The organism is Litorivivens sp. (assembly GCF_041625495.1).
GTDB lineage: Bacteria > Pseudomonadota > Gammaproteobacteria > Pseudomonadales > Spongiibacteraceae > Litorivivens.
Genome location: NZ_JBFJTH010000084.1, coordinates 1 through 16281, shown reverse-complemented (window position 1 = coordinate 16281; position 16281 = coordinate 1). Strand labels below are relative to the sequence as shown.

Here is a 16281-nt window from a genome sequence, read left to right as displayed (position 1 = left end):
GCATGCCATGCTCTAGCCACAAGGCTGTGAGTTTTTCACGTTCAGAACGACTCAGGTCAGCGGCAAAATCAAAATCATCTATTCTTACGCCCAGCGCCTCAGATAACGGACTAACCTGAAAATTCATGTGCGATACTCCCTGTAAACCGGCGCTATAAACGGTTCGCCCTGCAAGGGTTTTAATGTTCGAAAAATCAATTCCAGTGGCATATCACAATACGGCGTCTGGCCTTCCGATAAAAACAACTGCGTAACGAGCTGAACGGTAGGTGCGTCGTCAGGTACAACAATCGCTGGCGTATATGGCACCTCAAAGGCGCCATTAATCTGTCGGCGAACCGTTGTCCAGGACAGTAACCGGGCGCTCTTGCCCAACTCCCGCCACGTGGTGTTGCCACCGCACTGAGAACACTGATTTTCCGGGTACCAGATATCCAGCGCGCAATTTTTGCAACAACAGGTCACCAGCTGTTCGCGTTCACTCGCCGCCCAAAACGGCGCAATCAAGGGATCATTCCAGTCCATGTAGTCGTCCTTCAGCAGCGGTTACTCAAAATCATTGTCGCCCCTTCGTCAGCCGTAAAACCGGCATATGCTGCCAATTGCACATCATCCACCTGATTCTGGGCCGTACCGCGCAACTGTCGGACAAGTTCGATTACGTGGGCTATTCCCAGTACATAAGCATGAGACAGCAGACCGCCGTGAGTATTGCAGGGAATTCCACCCTGGCTCCGCGGACGACTGGCATGTAGCCGGTTGCCTTCAACAAAGGCTCCCCCTTCGCCTTTCTCGCAAAAACCCATATCCTCTATCTGCATAAGAGCGGTGCCAGAAAAACAGTCGTAAACCGCAATTACATCGAGATCCTGCGCTGAACAATCTGCCATGGCATAAGCCCAGGGGGCGGCAAAGGTCTGTGGCGTTGCGGTAAGCTTTTTTTGTTGGCTGATATAAGGCGCTCCATCAATACAGCCCCGGCCTACCCCTTCAACAACCACCTGTGGGTGCGGAAAATCTTTTGCCCGTTCGGCCGCACACATGACGAAAGCACCAGCACCATCCGAGATCAGACAGCAGTCTTCAACCCGAAAGGGGTCGGCAAGCATGGGACGGGCCAGATACTCCTCCAGCGACATCGTGCGCGCGTTCATTACCGCACCATCATGGGTATTAGCATGACGACGAAAGGTTAGCGGCAGCTGGGCTAACTGTTCATCCGTGGTGCCAAATTCGTGCATGTGTCGGTGCATAAATGTCGCAAAATACAGCGGCTGGGGAAACCAGCCATAGGGCAGCTCAAAACCCGCCTTCATCGGCTCGCTAGCGTGCCAGTCACCGGGGGTTCCCGTTCCTCTGGCACGCGCTGTTGCCCAATCCACCGCAAACACATTCACAATATTTCTAGCTTTACGGGCACGAATAGCATGCGCTGCGGTATGAGCGCAGGTCGCGCCCCAGATCATTGCGCCGCCCTCCTGTGAAAACCAGATATCCTGCGTTACCTGAAAGTGCTGACGAAAATCCTCAGGGGTGAGCTGATCACTAATACCGGGGCTGATCATCAAGCCATCAATATCCTGCGGCTTAAGCCCCGCGTCCGCTATTGCTGCAGCAACGGCTGCCAACGCCATATCTTTTGCATTCCGGTCTGAGGGGCCGCTGTATTCGGTCTCGCCAATACCAACAATGGCAACTTCACCACGCACATCGTCCAGCTCAACACTGTGCCCCCAATCAAAGCTACCAGATCTCTGTTTCAGCTGGGATATTGTCTGTGCCATTAGCGCTCCACCTCGAAGCCCGCCGCTTTTGCATCCCAGGTACTGGGAGTTAGCCCCCGTTCACGCAATTTGTTTTTCTGTACTTTCTGGGTTGGTGTCATTGGCAACTCGCTGACAAATTCGATATAGCGCGGCACAAAAAAGTACGGTGCGTTCTGGTTTATAAAGCGGGCCAGTTCTTCTTCGCTTACCGTCTGTCCGGTTTCCAGAATAGCTACCAACATAATTTCGTGTTCGGATTCGAGTTCTCGGGACGGGACACCAAACACCGCAACACTGCTAATTGCCGGGTGATTGCTAGCAATAGCCTCGATCGCTACCGACGACACGCTGCGACCTTTGTAACGAATCAGATCCTTTTTACGGTCGACAAAATAGTAGTGGCCCTCGTCATCCTGGCGCAGCAGGTCGCCAGTGTGATACCAATCGTTGCGAAAGGCTTCGCGGGTTGCAGCCGCGTTATTAAAATAGCCATTGAACAACACGTGGGGGGATTTCTCGCGAATACAGACTTCGCCGGGCTGACCTGCCGGCACGGGTTGATCATTTTCGTCCAGCAAGGCCACGTCGATATCTGCGGCTGGCGTTCCCAGAGAGTTTGGCGGCCAGATTTTATTGCCATCATCAAACCGGCGCATCAACAGCATGATTTCACTCTGCCCAAAGCCCTGGTGTATTGCATCAATACCAAAACGCTCTTTGAAAGGCTCACGGATCGCATCGGGCATAGGAACCATCTGCGCACTGCGCACCGGATTGTCTCTATCACTCTCGAGTGCAGGCGCGGCCCATAGAAACATATGCATCGCGCCAAGGGTAAAGACGTGACTGGCGTTGTAATAACGGGTTCGATCCCAGAAGGTCGATGCGGAAAATACCGGATCGAGTGCGCAGGTTGTGCCGGTTACAAGGGCTGGGTAAATACCTGTTACCCACGCGGCCGAGTTGTAAAGCGGCAGGCAATTGTATGCCACATCACCGTCGGTAACGCCTCCCATCTGCGCGGCGCTGAGCGCACTGCGCACCCAGGCATTATGACTTTGCATAACACCCTTCGATTTCCCCGTGGTACCGGAGGTCCACATGATAGATGCGGTATCGCCGTAATGAATCGCCGGAACGTGCAGTGCACTGACATCACCAAACAAATCGGCGTCGTTGTCGCCGAGTACGCGTACGCTCACATCCGGCTCAATATCGATTTCAGCCAGTCGTGCATTAAAGCCTGCATCGGTTATCACCAGCTTTGGCTGACTATCGTTCAGGGTGTCGCGTAGCCAAGCGCCCCGGTAATCTGTATTCACTGGAATCCAGTGCACGCCGATCAGGTTAGCTGCGAAGGCCAGCAGTATAAACTCCGGGCTGGACCCCATGTAGAGACAGAGCCGGTCCCCCTGATTTAACCCCATAGTCTGCAGGCCTGCTGCGTAGCATTGCGCCTGAGCGTACACCTCGGCGTAACTTAAACAGCGCTCATCGGCTTGCAAAAAGACCGCGTCTGGCCGGGTTTCAGCGTAGTGGGCGAGTATCGTCGAGAGCACACGGTTTTCGTGCCGATCAAAATCCAGGGCCGCCATTAAACGCCCTCCGCGTAAAACTGTTGCGCCCACTTGCGATAGCGAGCGATCGGACCATCGCCATCACATAATTTCGGCGACGGTTCATAGCGCTTGTTTTCCCAGATAAACGCATCGTCGGTAAGCTGACGGTTAACTTCCTTGTTAAACGCTGCGCCAATGCGATCTATTTTCGGGTCGCGCTCCGGGTTTTTATAGGATACGTGGAAGTATTGCATCACGGTTTCCTCATCTACCGGTACATTCGTCGTTAGCATGCACACATCAATCAACGTCTGATAGCGCACTTCTGCCCAACCAAAACCGACACTGGTCGATTTAAGAGTACCTTCCACGGGCCCACCGGAGCTTGGAAAAACCTGCGAGCTTTCCATAATCATAAAATGATCGCGGAATTCAAAATTGCCATATTCTGCCGAGCCGGGATGCCCATGAACCGTGACAAAGTGGGCACCATCGGCGGTATTCTCGCCCATCTCCTGGATGCAGGTTTTTATGGTGTGAACCGTGGTAAGCGGTGTGACATAGTCGGGATCATCCAACTCCGCGACAAAGGGGAGCTCATACAGAGGTGCTATGCCCTGCGGATGATACCAAGCCATGACAATGCCGTGGCGCACAGCCAAGGGATAAGTCCGCACACAAGCCTTTTCATTCAGACGTTTGGCATAAGGAATCTCAATCACCCTACCCTCACCATTGAACACCCAATGATGAAAGGGACACTTGATGCCGTCGCCAACCACTTCGCCACCGGCACCAAAATTGGCGCCCAAATGCGGGCAGTAGGCATCCTGCAAATGCAGGTCACCCGACTCTGAGCGCCACAATACAAGCTCTTGTCCAAAATAGCGCACGGGCTTGATCTCTCCGGGCGCAACTTCATTGTCCAGCCCCACATGGAACCAGCCATAAGGAATGGGAAAGGGAAATCGCTTTTCTCGGGCTAATAACTGACTCATGATCCTGACTCTATTTGCTGACACAACTGTCAGTGACAGTAGGTTATGCTAACATGTCTGTCAATGAATAGTCGGTAATGTTTCATGACCCTACCCAGCAAACGCGAACGCCAGAAGGAGGCCACCCGCCAGGCCATTCTTGGCGCCGCCGTGGAATGCTTTGCCAGTCTCGGCTATGACGGCACCAATTTCCGGGAAATCACCCAGCGCTGCGGCGCGGATAGGCCGTTGATCCTGTATCACTTCAAAAACAAGGAAACGTTGTGGAAACTCGCTGCAGAAACCGTGGAGCAGCGCTTTACCCTGTGCTTTGAGACTCGGTATCAACCTGAAACACAAAGCCTGCGCGACGACCGCGCGAGGATCCGCTATCTGATGAGCGCCTTTATCGACGCACTAGTTGAAGTGCCGGCTTACGGCCAGATATTACTGCGCGAAGGCAGTAGTGAAGGGCCTCGAATGGAATGGCTGGCGCGCCACTTTGTGCCCGGCTCGGCCATTAATATTGCGCTGGACGACCCAACCATAATCCACCGGATACAAAAAACGGTTCTGCGCGACATACTGGCCAGCGTGATGGTGTCGTTCGTGACTCTGGGACCACTGATGGACCGCTCACTGGCACTGGTTACCGGTAAAGATTCTGCCGGAATTCACCCGCTGGCCGACCACAGCAAAGAAGCCTTTATCGACTATCTGCTGGCAATGGTATTCAGCGGTTAGGAGACTCCTGAATAATCCGCTGCCCAAGGTCAACAATTTCGCGGCGCAGCCAGATATGTCCGGGATCATGCTGCAACAGCGGACTCCAGGCGATTTTCAGTTCAATAGGAATGATCATGAACGGCGGTTTGCGGATGGCCAGGCGCGGGTCGTTGGCATTGAGCAATGCCACCTGCGTGGGCAGCGTGGCAATCAGGTCCGGTTGCCCGGCAAGCAGCGCAGCAACCTGATAGTGACGAGTAAAAAGACGGATACGACGCGTATGGCCCGACTCACCCAGGGCTTCATCAACCCAGCCCAGACGCTGCGGATCTTTTGTGCTCATACCACGTCCAACACCCATACCGGTTTTGCTTACCCAGATATGACTGGCCTCGAGATAGCTCTCAAGCGTGAAGTTTTCCAGCACCGGATTGTCAGCGCTCATCAGGCACGAAAAACTGTCGCGCCATACGGTGGCTTGATGGAAGGATTGGGGCAACTGATCGAAGCGATTGATCGCCATATCAATTTTGCCCTGTTCCAGATCCTGAAAGGACACATCACTGGGCGTGAGGATATCCAGCGTAATATCAGGCGCCGTTTCACGGAGCTTATTGAGCAGAGGCGCCAAAAGAGTTGATTCCGCATAGTCGGTAGCCATGATGCGAAATACCCGGGCGCTGGTTCCTGCATCAAACTCGGCCACCGGCAACACGGCTTTTTCTACCGAAGCCAATATGCCGCGCACCTGGGGCTGCAATTCGTTGGCGCGTTCGGTTGGCGTCATGCCTTCGCTGGTTCGCACCAGCAGCGGGTCGCCAAACAGCTCCCGCAATCGACGTAGACCATTGCTCAGAGCCGGCTGAGTAATACCCAACTGCTCTGCCGCACGTGTTACGTTCTTTTCGCGCAGCAGGACATCCAGATAGACCAGCAAATTGAGATCGACGCGGGACAGATTCATAAGGGTAATGCCTCGATGATGCTAATAATTTTTGAAAATCATTAAACCAGAAGCGTCATACAATAGAAATAATTGGAAAATCTAAAAAAAGCCCGGCAAATTGCCGGGCAAGCCTCACACTGACAGGTATGAAGTCGGTTAGGCAAAACGCTTACGCGCGTTTTGCCTTAAGCTCACGGCGTCGGGCGTGCAGTACCGGCTCGGTGTAGCCACTGGGCTGCTCGGTGCCCTTGAAAACGAGGTCACACGCGGCCTGGAAAGCAACGTTGTCATCAAAGTTTGGCGCCATATTCACGTAGTCAGGATCACCTGCATTCTGACGATCCACTACCTCAGCCATACGCTTCAGGGTTTCCATAACCTGCTCTTCGGTGCAGATCCCGTGGCGCAGCCAGTTGGCAATATGCTGACTGGAAATACGTAGGGTGGCTCGATCTTCCATCAGACCAACGTCGTTGATGTCAGGTACTTTTGAGCAACCGACGCCAGCATCGATCCAGCGCACTACATAACCGAGAATACCTTGCGCATTGTTATCCAACTCACTTTGGATTTCCTCGGCACTCCAATTGGTTTCCTTGGCAAGCGGAATTGTCAGAATGTCTTCCAGTGCGGCCCGCTGGCGCTCGGCCAGTTGTTTCTGGACGTCGGCCACATTCACTTGGTGGTAGTGCATCACATGCAGCGTTGCGGCTGTCGGCGAAGGCACCCAGGCACAGTTGGCACCCGCCTTCGGGTGGCCGACTTTGGCATCCATCATCTGGGCCATCTCGTCAGGCATAGCCCACATACCCTTACCAATTTGAGCTTTGCCAGACAGGCCACACTCCAGACCAATATCCACGTTCCAGTCTTCGTAGGCCTTGATCCAGGCCTGCTGCTTCATATCCGCCTTGCGCACGAAAGCGCCGGCTTCCATGCTGGTGTGAATCTCATCACCTGTGCGGTCAAGGAAACCAGTGTTAATGAAAATGACGCGCTCTTTCGCCATCGCAATACAGGCTTTGAGGTTGACCGTAGTGCGCCGCTCCTCGTCCATAATGCCGATTTTCAGTGTATTGCGGGCCAGGCCCAATGCATCTTCAATCCGATCAAACAGCTCGCAGGCAAAGGCCACTTCATCTGGACCGTGCATTTTCGGTTTAACGATATAGACGCTGCCCTCACGGGAATTGCGCAATGTACCGGTCTGCTTGAGGTCATGCATGGACGCCAGCGCGGTAACCATGCCGTCCATGATGCCTTCAGGCACTTCATTGCCGTCGGCATCGAGAATCGCTTCGTTGGTCATTAAATGACCCACATTGCGCACCAGCAGCAAACTGCGGCCGTGGAGCGTCAGCTTGGAGCCATCTTTGGCAGTAAATACTCGATCATCAACCAGACGACGGGTAATGGTTTTGCCGCCCTTCTCCAGCGATTCCTGTAGGTCACCTTTCATCAGACCCAGCCAGTTGCTGTAAACGACCACTTTATCTTCAGCATCAACAGCGGCGACGGAATCTTCACAATCCTGAATGGTGGTCAGCGCGGCTTCCAGCACAACGTCTTTTACATTGGCTGGATCGGTTTTGCCGATGGGGTGTTCCGCATCAACTTGAATATCGATATGCAGGCCGTTGTTCACCAACAAAATGTTGCTAGGCTTGCTCAGATCACCAACGTAACCCACAAATTGCTCTTTGTTGGCAAGCGCCTGCGTAGTGCCGTCTTTAAGACTGACCGCCAGCTCACCGTCAACAACCGCGTAACGGGTGGCATCAGCATGTGAACCGCTGGCCAGCGGGGTGTGCGTATCGAGAAACTTACGGGCGTAGGCAATAACCTTTTCCCCGCGCACGGGGTTGTAACCCTTGCCTTTATCGGCGCCATTATCTTCGGGAATCACATCGGTGCCGTAGAGGGCGTCGTAGAGGCTACCCCAACGCGCATTGGCTGCATTCAGGGCGTAGCGAGCATTCATGACCGGCACAACCAGCTGCGGCCCGGCCAATGTTGCTATCTCGGCATCAACGTTTGAGGTGCTTACCTCTACGTTTGCAGGCTCTGGCAGGAGGTAGCCCAGATCTTCAAGAAAGCTGCGGTATTTATCTGCATCAAAGGTCGGATTTTCCCGATGCCAGCTATCTATAGTGGCCTGCATTTCGTCGCGCGCAGCTAGCAAGCGCTTATTCTTGGGCGCAAGGTCTTTAAGGATGGCGGCAAATTCAGACCAGAAATGATCCGGCTCTATGCCAGTACCCGGTGCAATTTCTTCATTGACCAGGCGATATAGCACCTCTGCAATCTGCAGTCCGCTATGTTCTATACGCTTGGTGGAGGTTGAAGACATGCTTGCTCCTTATATACAGGTCTGTTCGTAAAGGTGCTTCGCTACTGTGACCCTGCGTCTACAGGGAAACCGCTGATTGCACTACCGCTTTGGCCGAATCTTAGCGAGGGCAGGATAATTTCGCAAATTAATCCATATTATCCGCGCAATTCATTTGAAAAATAAACAATACTACCGAGATTACTCTCACGCCTTTCATTTATAGACGCTATATCTCTGTCTACAATACTTTTTGTTGGCAGTAATTCTCCTGAATGATGAGAAACAATTTATTAATATAGAAAATACTCGCTATAGAGTCTATAAATTAGATAAATTAACAGCCCGACCCTAGAATACATGGCATCCGACCACTCCACTTTCGACACTAGAAGGGATCGAATATGTCTGATTATCGCTCTACTATCGAACACATCGCCAAACTGCGCGAGCAGATGGGTGATTCCTGGCGCGACATCCAGCCCGAATACGCGGCTCGCATGAAGCTCCAGAATCGTTTCAATACCCACCTGGACATTGCCAAGTACAACGCTGGCATCATGCGCAAGGACATGGCCGAGTACGATGCGGACAGCAGCAAGTACACCCAGTCTCTGGGCTGCTGGCACGGCTTTATCGGTCAGCAAAAGCTGATCTCAATCAAAAAGCACTTCGGCAAAACAGACAAGCGCTACCTCTACCTGTCTGGCTGGATGGTCGCAGCGCTGCGCAGCGAATTTGGTCCCCTGCCCGACCAGTCTATGCACGAGAAGACTGTCGTTGCTGACCTGATCCGTGAACTGTACACCTTCCTGAAGCAAGCTGACGCTTGGGAACTGAACCACCTGTTCCGCGCTCTGGACGACGCTCGCGAAGCTGGTGACAGCGCCAAAGAAAACGAAATCATCGACAAAATCGACAACTATGAAACTCATGTTGTGCCGATTATTGCTGACATCGACGCTGGCTTCGGTAACGCAGAAGCAACTTACCTGCTGGCCAAGAAACTGATCGAAGCAGGCGCCTGCTGTATCCAGATCGAAAACCAGGTATCTGACGAGAAGCAGTGTGGTCACCAGGACGGTAAAGTCACTGTGCCGCACGAAGATTTCCTCGCGAAAATTCGCGCCTGCCGTTACGCCTTCCTCGAGCTGGGTATTGACGACGGTGTTATCGTTGCCCGTACCGACTCTCTGGGCGCAGGCCTGACCAAGCAGATCGCCGTTACTACTGAGCCGGGCGACCTTGGCGACCAGTACAACGCCTTCCTCGATGGCGAATACATCGACTCTGCCGACCAAATCGAGAACGGCGACGTTGTCATCAAATCCAACGGCAAACTGCTCAAGCCCAAGCGCCTGCGCTCTGGCCTGTTCCAGTTTAAAGCCGGCACTGGCGAAGACCGCGTGGTTCTGGACTGTATCACCAGCCTGCAAAACGGTGCTGACCTGCTGTGGATCGAAACCGAGAAGCCTCACGTCGGTCAGATCGCTGGCATGGTAAACCGCATCAAAGAAGTTGTTCCCAACGCCAAGCTGGTTTACAACAACAGCCCATCGTTCAACTGGACGCTGAACTTCCGCCAGCAGGTATTCGATGCTTGGGAAAAAGAAGGCAAAGACGTTTCTGCCTACGACCGCGCCGGCCTGATGAACGAGAAATACGACGACACCGAGCTGGGCAAATTGGCCGACGAGTGGTGCCAGAACTTCCAGCGCGACGCGTCGCGTGAAGCCGGTGTATTCCACCACCTGATCACTCTGCCGACTTACCACACTGCGGCTCTGTCTACTGACAACCTGGCCAAAGGCTACTTCGGTGACGAAGGTATGCTGGCATACGTTGCTGGTGTTCAGCGCAAAGAGATCCGTCAGGGCATCGCCACTGTTAAGCACCAGGATATGGCTGGCTCTAACATCGGTGACGACCACAAAGAATACTTTGCTGGTGACGCCGCTCTGAAAGCTGGTGGTAAAGACAACACCATGAACCAGTTTGGCTAATGAGAACGAGGTTCTCACGCTAAACAAGTGTGTAAAAAGGGGCGGCAGCGATGTCGCCCCTTTTTTGGTTTAAGGGATTAGACATACGGTTTAAGGATGACACTCTCAAGGAGGCACTATGACATCACGAATTTCCACCCCTGATCTTTGCGACGCCTACGGCGACAAGGTTCAGGTTGCAGAGCCAGTGTTCCGCCACTTTGGCGGAAGTGAAAACTTCCACGGTGAAATTGCTACCGTCAAATGCTTTGAAGACAACTCCAAAGTAGGCGAATCGCTGCGCACAAACGGCGACGGCAAAGTACTCGTGGTAGATGGTGGCGCATCGCCACGCCGCTCCCTACTCGGCGATAAGTTGGCGCGCATGGCGCTGGACAATGGCTGGAAAGGCATTATTGTGTATGGCTATATTCGCGATCTCGAAGAAATCGCGGACATGAACATCGGCGTTATGGCCTTGGGCAGCATCCCACGCAAAACAGAAAAGCGCGGCGAAGGGCGTACGGGCGTCAATCTGCAATTTGCCGGACTGAGCATTCAGCCGGGCAACTATATCTACGCCGACCGCACCGGTGTTATCGTATCGGACGACGCGCTAACATTGACTGATCTGGGTGACGAAGGCTGATCGCTTCCAGACCACAAGGAGAATCTATGAAACTCGGAATGATGCTGGGCTATTCCGGCAAAAAACTTACTATCCCAATGGATCTAATCAAAAAAGCCGAATCGCTGGGCTTTGATTCGGTCTGGACAGCTGAAGCCTATGGCTCTGATGCCGTAAGCCCTGCAGCCTGGATTCTGGCGCAAACGGATAAAATCAAAGTAGGCACCTGCATTATGCAAATGCCGGCGCGTACCCCCGCCATGGCAGCCATGACCGCCAATACCCTGGATCATCTGTCTAACGGCCGTTTTCTGGTTGGTTTGGGCGCTTCCGGCCCACAGGTCGTTGAAGGTTGGCATGGCGTACCCTACGGCAAGCCGGTCACCCGCGCCAAAGAGTACATTCAGATCATGCGTAAGATCTTTGCGCGCGAAGCACCGGTGGAGTTCGACGGCAAGATGTATCAGATGCCGATCAAAGGCGAAGGCACTACCGGTCTTGGCAAGCCGCTGAAATCCATACTCCACGGCAATACCAACATCCCCATTTACCTAGCTTCCATCACCCCGGCGGGCCTGGCCAATTCTGCTGAAGTGGCTGACGGCGTATTCCCGGTGTTCATGATTCCCGAGAAATTCGACGTATTGAAGAAAGACCTGGATCGCGGCTTTGAAAAAAGTGGCCGCAGTATGGCCAACTTTGATGTTGCGCCTAGCGTACCCGTGGTTATGGACGACAATTTGGACGGTTGTCGCTACTTCATCAAAGATTTTCTCGCCCTGTATATCGGCGGCATGGGCGCCAAGGGCAAGAACTTCTACACAGACTACGCAACACGTCTTGGCTACGGCGACGCGGCCGAAAAAATCCAGGACCTGTACCTGGCTGGCAAGAAAGACGACGCCAGAGCAGCCGTACCTGATCAGTTGGTGGACGATATTGCCCTGGTTGGCCCAGAAGCCCGCATTCGCGAACGCGCCCAAGACTGGAAAGCAGCCGGCGCACGCGGTGAGATTGGCACCATGCTGATCAATGCCCAGCAGCCTGAAGTACTGCCTATATTGGCTGACGCCCTGCTGTAAGCCCATCACTTCGCCTACAGATATGGTCCCCTGCGGTACCGCCGCAGGAGACCTTTGCAGGCAAAGTCCTTCGCAACACCGCCCACAGTCGCTATCATCCCTTTTTTGCTTGTGGAGTTGTCCCGCCCGTGACCACTGTTACCCGTCGTCTCGCTCTTGCCATTCTTAATGGCTTCGATGCCTTTTTCGCCGAATACAAGAACATCACCCTCGGCGCTCAGGCGCGCTTTGAGGCTGCCGATTGGCAAGCCGCCCAGATCGCCATGCGCGACCGGCTGGAGCTGTGGAAGCAAAAGCGGAAAATTGTCGCCGAAGCCGTGACCACCATAACCGCCGGTGGCATCTACGACCGAGACAACTGGGAAGTCGCCAAAGCCGAGTATTCCGAGTTAATCCAGCATCACCCCAACTTTGAAATTGCCCAATCGTTTTTCAACTCGATTTACTGCTACATTTTCAAACACGAAAAGGTACGCGAACAACATGCGTTTGTGTCTGCGCCACACGGTTATAAACCCGAGGGTAGCGAGCGCATTATTCATGTATACCCGTTTCGCGGCGATGGCACCGACGTGGTTAGAGAAATGCTGGATAATTGCCACTTCAACGTGCCTTGGGAAGACCAAGAGCGGGATATCGGTTTTATCATGGATGTGGTCAATCGCGAGCTGCTGCCAAAGCTCGATACCAAGAACCACCGCGCTCGAGCTGAAACACTGGAATCACTTTTCTTCCGCAACAAAGCCGCTTACCTCGTCGGCCGTATTGTCTGCGGCGACGTCACCCTGCCTTTTGTGCTACCGATACAAAACACAGGCAAGGGATCTGTCTACATAGACACCCTACTCTACGACCCCGACGACATCAGTATCGTATTCAGCTTCAGCCGCAGCTACTTTATGGTGGATGCGTCTATCCCATCGGAATATGTGGCCTTCCTGCACAAGCTTATGCCGCACAAGGAAGTATTCGAGCTGTACAACGCCATGGGGATGCCCAAACACGGCAAAACGGAATTCTTTCGATTTGCCGTAGATGACACCCTCAATAGCACCGCGCCATACATCATCGCACCGGGCATCAAAGGGATGGTGATGCTAGTGTTTACCCGGCCGGATTTCGACTACGTTTACAAAGTCATCAAGGATCGCTTTACCCCGCCCAAGGAAATGACCCAGGAGCATGTAAAGGCTTGTTATAGCCTGGTAAAACGCTGGGATCGTGGTGGACGTATGGCCGATACACAGGAGTTTAACAATCTCGCGTTTGACCGGCGTAGATTCTCAGATGAGTTGATGGCAGAGCTGGAAAAAGAAGCGCCTTCAAAAATTGTGGAAAGTGGTAACGCGTTGGTATTCAAGCACGTATACGTCGAGCGCAAAATGATACCGCTCAACCTATACCTGAAAGACTGCGATGAAGAACAACTGTACAGCGTGATGGATGAATACGGCAATGCCATCAAACAGCTGGCCTCCAACAACATTTTTCCCGGTGATATGCTGCTGAAAAATTTCGGGGTTACTCGTCATGGCCGGGTTGTATTTTACGACTACGACGAAATCTGCCCTCTACTGGATTGCAACTTCCGCTCATTGCCAGAGCCCCAAAACGACGAACAGGCTATGGCGACCCAACCCTGGTACGAGGTAAAGCCGGAAGACGTATTCCCGGAAGAATTTCGCCTGTTCTTCTCAGGCAATCAGCGGGCGAAAAAAGTCTTTGATAAGCTGCACAGCGACCTTTACGACCCGGAATTCTGGCAGGATTTGCAGGAAAAGATTCGCAACGGTTTTGTACCGGACCTGTTCCCATATCGACGCAAGCAGCGCTTTCAACTTCGTTAGCCCCCCCTCCCTCACGGCAGGGGGGTGTATCGGTACTACGCGCCTTTCTCCCTGCGGGAGACGGGCTTACAGTAACAAGCGCCGAATATCCCCCAGCACCTCATTCAAGGTACTGAAGAAACGCCCCGCGTCAGCGCCATTGATAGCACGATGATCATAGGACAGCGACAACGGCAGCATCTCCCGAGGCACAAACTCTTTACCATTCCACACCGGCTTCACGGTCAGTTTTGACACCCCGAGAATTCCCACTTCCGGCGTATTCACGATCGGTGTAAAACCCAGACCACCAATACTACCCAGACTGGAAATGGTAAAACAGCCGCCCTGCATATCCTGCGGCTTAAGTTTACGATCTTTTGCCTTCGCCGCCAGCTCCGCCGTTTCTGCCGCAAGCTCCCACATTGACTTCTTATCAACATTGCGAACAACGGGCACCACTAGTCCAGCCGGCGTATCGACCGCAATACCAATATGAACATATTGCTTGTAGACGATGGTTTCGCCGTTATCAGCCAGCGAGGCATTAAATTTCGGGTTGGCCTTGAGCGCTGCAGCGCATGCTTTGAGCAGGAAAGGCAACGGCGTCATTTTAACGCCTTTCTTTTCAGCCTCACCCTTCAGACCTTTCCGAAAAGCCTCCAGATCTGTGATGTCAGCATCATCCCACTGAGTCACATGCGGCACATTCAGCCAGCTGCGATGCATGTTGGCCGCGGTGAGTCTATGCAACTTACTGGCCGCCTCAGTTTCGATATCACCAAACTGCGCGTAATCGACTTCCGGTACCGCAGGGATACCCGTACCCGCCGCACCGTTGGCAACAGGGCTTTTATTCTCCACCAGGTTTTTAACGTAGTTCTGCAGATCTTCCTTTACCACGCGACCTTTCGGGCCACTGCCGGTCACGGCCTTGAGATCAATTGAGAACTCCCGCGCCAGCTTGCGTACAGCCGGCCCCGCATACACCTCAGCACCGCTACTGCGGTTCGCCTGTTCGGCCGGAGCGGGCTTTGTCGCAGACTGGCTGGCTTTCTCAGCCGGTGCAGATTCCGGCGTTACAGCGGGCCTTGGCGATTCACTCTCGCCAGCAGGCTGAGCCGCCGCAACATCGGCTCCAACGACCTGCATGACCAGCACCTGGTCGCCTTTTTTCGCCTTGCCACCCTCTTTCAACGCAACGGATTCAACTGTCCCGCTATAGGGCGATGGAATCTCCATTGAGGCTTTATCGGACTCCAGCACCACCAGTGAATCACCTTCACTGATTTCATCGCCTGCGCTGACACAGACTTCAATCACGTCGACCTCATCCTCGGTGCCAATATCCGGCACCGAGACGGTCTGCGGACCTGCCGCCGATTGGGCTGGCTCGACCGAACTCGACGCTGCTTCAGGCGCTGTCTCTTTCTCCTTTTCAGCCTGAGTTTCTTGCGTTGGCGCGGCAGACTGCGGCTCAGGCGAAGAGTCCTCACCCACCACGTCAATCTCCACCAGATCATCACCTTCGCTAATGCTCTGCCCTTCTTTCACCAATATGGCCACAATTTTTCCCGCTTTCGGGCACGGCACTTCCATGGAAGCCTTGTCCGATTCCAGTACCACCAGCGAGTCATCAACCCCCACCTCGTCGCCCACGGATACGCTGATCTCAATGACTTCTGCTGTGTCGGAGCCGATATCGGGAATCTTGATAGTTTCTTTACTCACGATTCTATCCTTAACGCTCAGGCGTACAGTGGGTTGGGTTTATCCGGGTTAATACCCAGCTTCTGAATGGCTTTGCCAACGACCGACCGCTCAAGCGCTCCCTCGTCGGCCAATGCCTTCAGCGCTGCCAACGCGATGAAATTACGATCCACTTCAAAGTGGTGACGCAATTTTGCGCGGGTATCTGATCGCCCAAAACCGTCGGTACCCAACACCACAAGCCGCTTGTTGATATAGGGCCGAATTTGCTCGCCGTAGGATTTGATGTAGTCGGTAGCGCAGATGACCGGACCATCACGCCCCTCAAGCATCTGCTGCACATAAGGCACCTGCGCTTCGTCGTCCGGGTGCATTAGGTTATAACGCTCACAGTCAGCGCCATTACGTTGCAGCTGATTGATACTGGTCGCGCTCCACACGTCTGCAGCCACACCGTAATCGGCGAGAATATCCACCGCTGCCTCTACTTCCCGTAGAATCGTTCCAGAACCCATAAGTTGAACGCGATGTTTTGGCTTCTTCTGCTGGCTCTCACTCAGCAAATACAACCCTCGAATAATGCCCTCTTCACAGCCTTGCGGCATCTCCGGATGATGATAGTTTTCATTCATGAGCGTGATGTAGTAGAAGACATTTTCTTTGTCGTGATACATCCGCTTCATACCATCCTGAATAATGACCGTCAGCTCGTGCGCGTAGGTCGGGTCGTAGGACACGCAGTTGGGGACG

At 53.5% G+C, this 16281-nt stretch carries 12 protein-coding genes and 1 pseudogene; 5 read left to right on the top strand and 8 right to left on the bottom strand.

The annotated features are described in order from the left end of the window. Positions 1-123: 123 nt before the first annotated feature. The 4 genes from ABYP39_RS11090 to ABYP39_RS11075 are packed head-to-tail and all read right to left on the bottom strand — an operon-like array spanning position 124 to position 4323. Complete coding sequence (locus ABYP39_RS11090; RefSeq protein WP_372750063.1) at positions 124-525, bottom strand: Zn-ribbon domain-containing OB-fold protein; 402 nt, start codon at positions 523-525, stop codon at positions 124-126. A gap of 11 nt (positions 526-536) precedes the next feature. Then, on the bottom strand, positions 537-1784 hold the full coding sequence (locus ABYP39_RS11085) for a thiolase family protein (RefSeq protein ID WP_372759544.1): 1248 nt from the start codon (positions 1782-1784) through the stop codon (positions 537-539). Next, on the bottom strand, positions 1784-3361 hold the full coding sequence (locus ABYP39_RS11080) for an AMP-binding protein (protein ID WP_372782538.1): 1578 nt from the start codon (positions 3359-3361) through the stop codon (positions 1784-1786). Before ABYP39_RS11080 ends, ABYP39_RS11085 begins: the two co-directional genes overlap by 1 nt. After that, complete coding sequence (locus tag ABYP39_RS11075) at positions 3361-4323, bottom strand: Rieske 2Fe-2S domain-containing protein (protein ID WP_372763783.1); 963 nt, start codon at positions 4321-4323, stop codon at positions 3361-3363. The genes ABYP39_RS11080 and ABYP39_RS11075 overlap by 1 nt, the downstream gene beginning before the upstream one ends. 84 nt (positions 4324-4407) lie before the next feature. On the opposite strand from ABYP39_RS11075, the gene ABYP39_RS11070 reads away from it, so the two are divergent. Continuing rightward, positions 4408-5046: a TetR/AcrR family transcriptional regulator gene (locus ABYP39_RS11070; RefSeq protein WP_372763784.1), complete on the top strand. Its 639-nt coding sequence runs from the start codon at positions 4408-4410 to the stop codon at positions 5044-5046. Here the strand turns inward: ABYP39_RS11070 and ABYP39_RS11065 are convergent. Together ABYP39_RS11065 and ABYP39_RS11060 are read right to left on the bottom strand one after the other, a co-directional pair. Beyond that, complete coding sequence (locus tag ABYP39_RS11065; RefSeq protein WP_372747383.1) at positions 5036-5992, bottom strand: LysR family transcriptional regulator; 957 nt, start codon at positions 5990-5992, stop codon at positions 5036-5038. The two genes, ABYP39_RS11070 and ABYP39_RS11065, sit on opposite strands and share 11 nt — an antisense overlap. Before the next feature lie 151 nt (positions 5993-6143). Further along, complete coding sequence (locus ABYP39_RS11060; protein WP_372747384.1) at positions 6144-8324, bottom strand: malate synthase G; 2181 nt, start codon at positions 8322-8324, stop codon at positions 6144-6146. A 383-nt stretch (positions 8325-8707) separates the two neighbouring features. Here ABYP39_RS11060 and ABYP39_RS11055 point away from each other — a divergent pair, with 383 nt between their 5' ends. The 4 genes from ABYP39_RS11055 (at position 8708) to aceK (ending at position 13842) form a co-directional block, all read left to right on the top strand. Next, on the top strand, positions 8708-10306 hold the full coding sequence (locus ABYP39_RS11055) for an isocitrate lyase (protein ID WP_372747385.1): 1599 nt from the start codon (positions 8708-8710) through the stop codon (positions 10304-10306). A gap of 118 nt (positions 10307-10424) precedes the next feature. Then, complete coding sequence (gene rraA / locus ABYP39_RS11050; RefSeq protein ID WP_372782536.1) at positions 10425-10934, top strand: ribonuclease E activity regulator RraA; 510 nt, start codon at positions 10425-10427, stop codon at positions 10932-10934. Positions 10935-10960: 26 nt separating this feature from the next. Then, positions 10961-11995 carry an LLM class F420-dependent oxidoreductase gene (locus tag ABYP39_RS11045; RefSeq protein ID WP_372747387.1) on the top strand — a complete coding sequence of 345 codons (1035 nt, stop codon included), beginning with the start codon at positions 10961-10963 and terminating at the stop codon, positions 11993-11995. Between the two features lie 128 nt (positions 11996-12123). Beyond that, positions 12124-13842: a bifunctional isocitrate dehydrogenase kinase/phosphatase gene (aceK, locus tag ABYP39_RS11040; RefSeq protein WP_372747388.1), complete on the top strand. Its 1719-nt coding sequence runs from the start codon at positions 12124-12126 to the stop codon at positions 13840-13842. Positions 13843-13908: 66 nt separating this feature from the next. Here aceK and aceF read toward each other — a convergent pair whose 3' ends face one another. Continuing rightward, on the bottom strand, positions 13909-15552 hold the full coding sequence (aceF, locus tag ABYP39_RS11035; protein WP_372782534.1) for a dihydrolipoyllysine-residue acetyltransferase: 1644 nt from the start codon (positions 15550-15552) through the stop codon (positions 13909-13911). A gap of 17 nt (positions 15553-15569) precedes the next feature. Beyond that, positions 15570-16281, bottom strand: a pseudogene (gene aceE / locus ABYP39_RS11030) (pyruvate dehydrogenase (acetyl-transferring), homodimeric type); the annotation flags it as partial.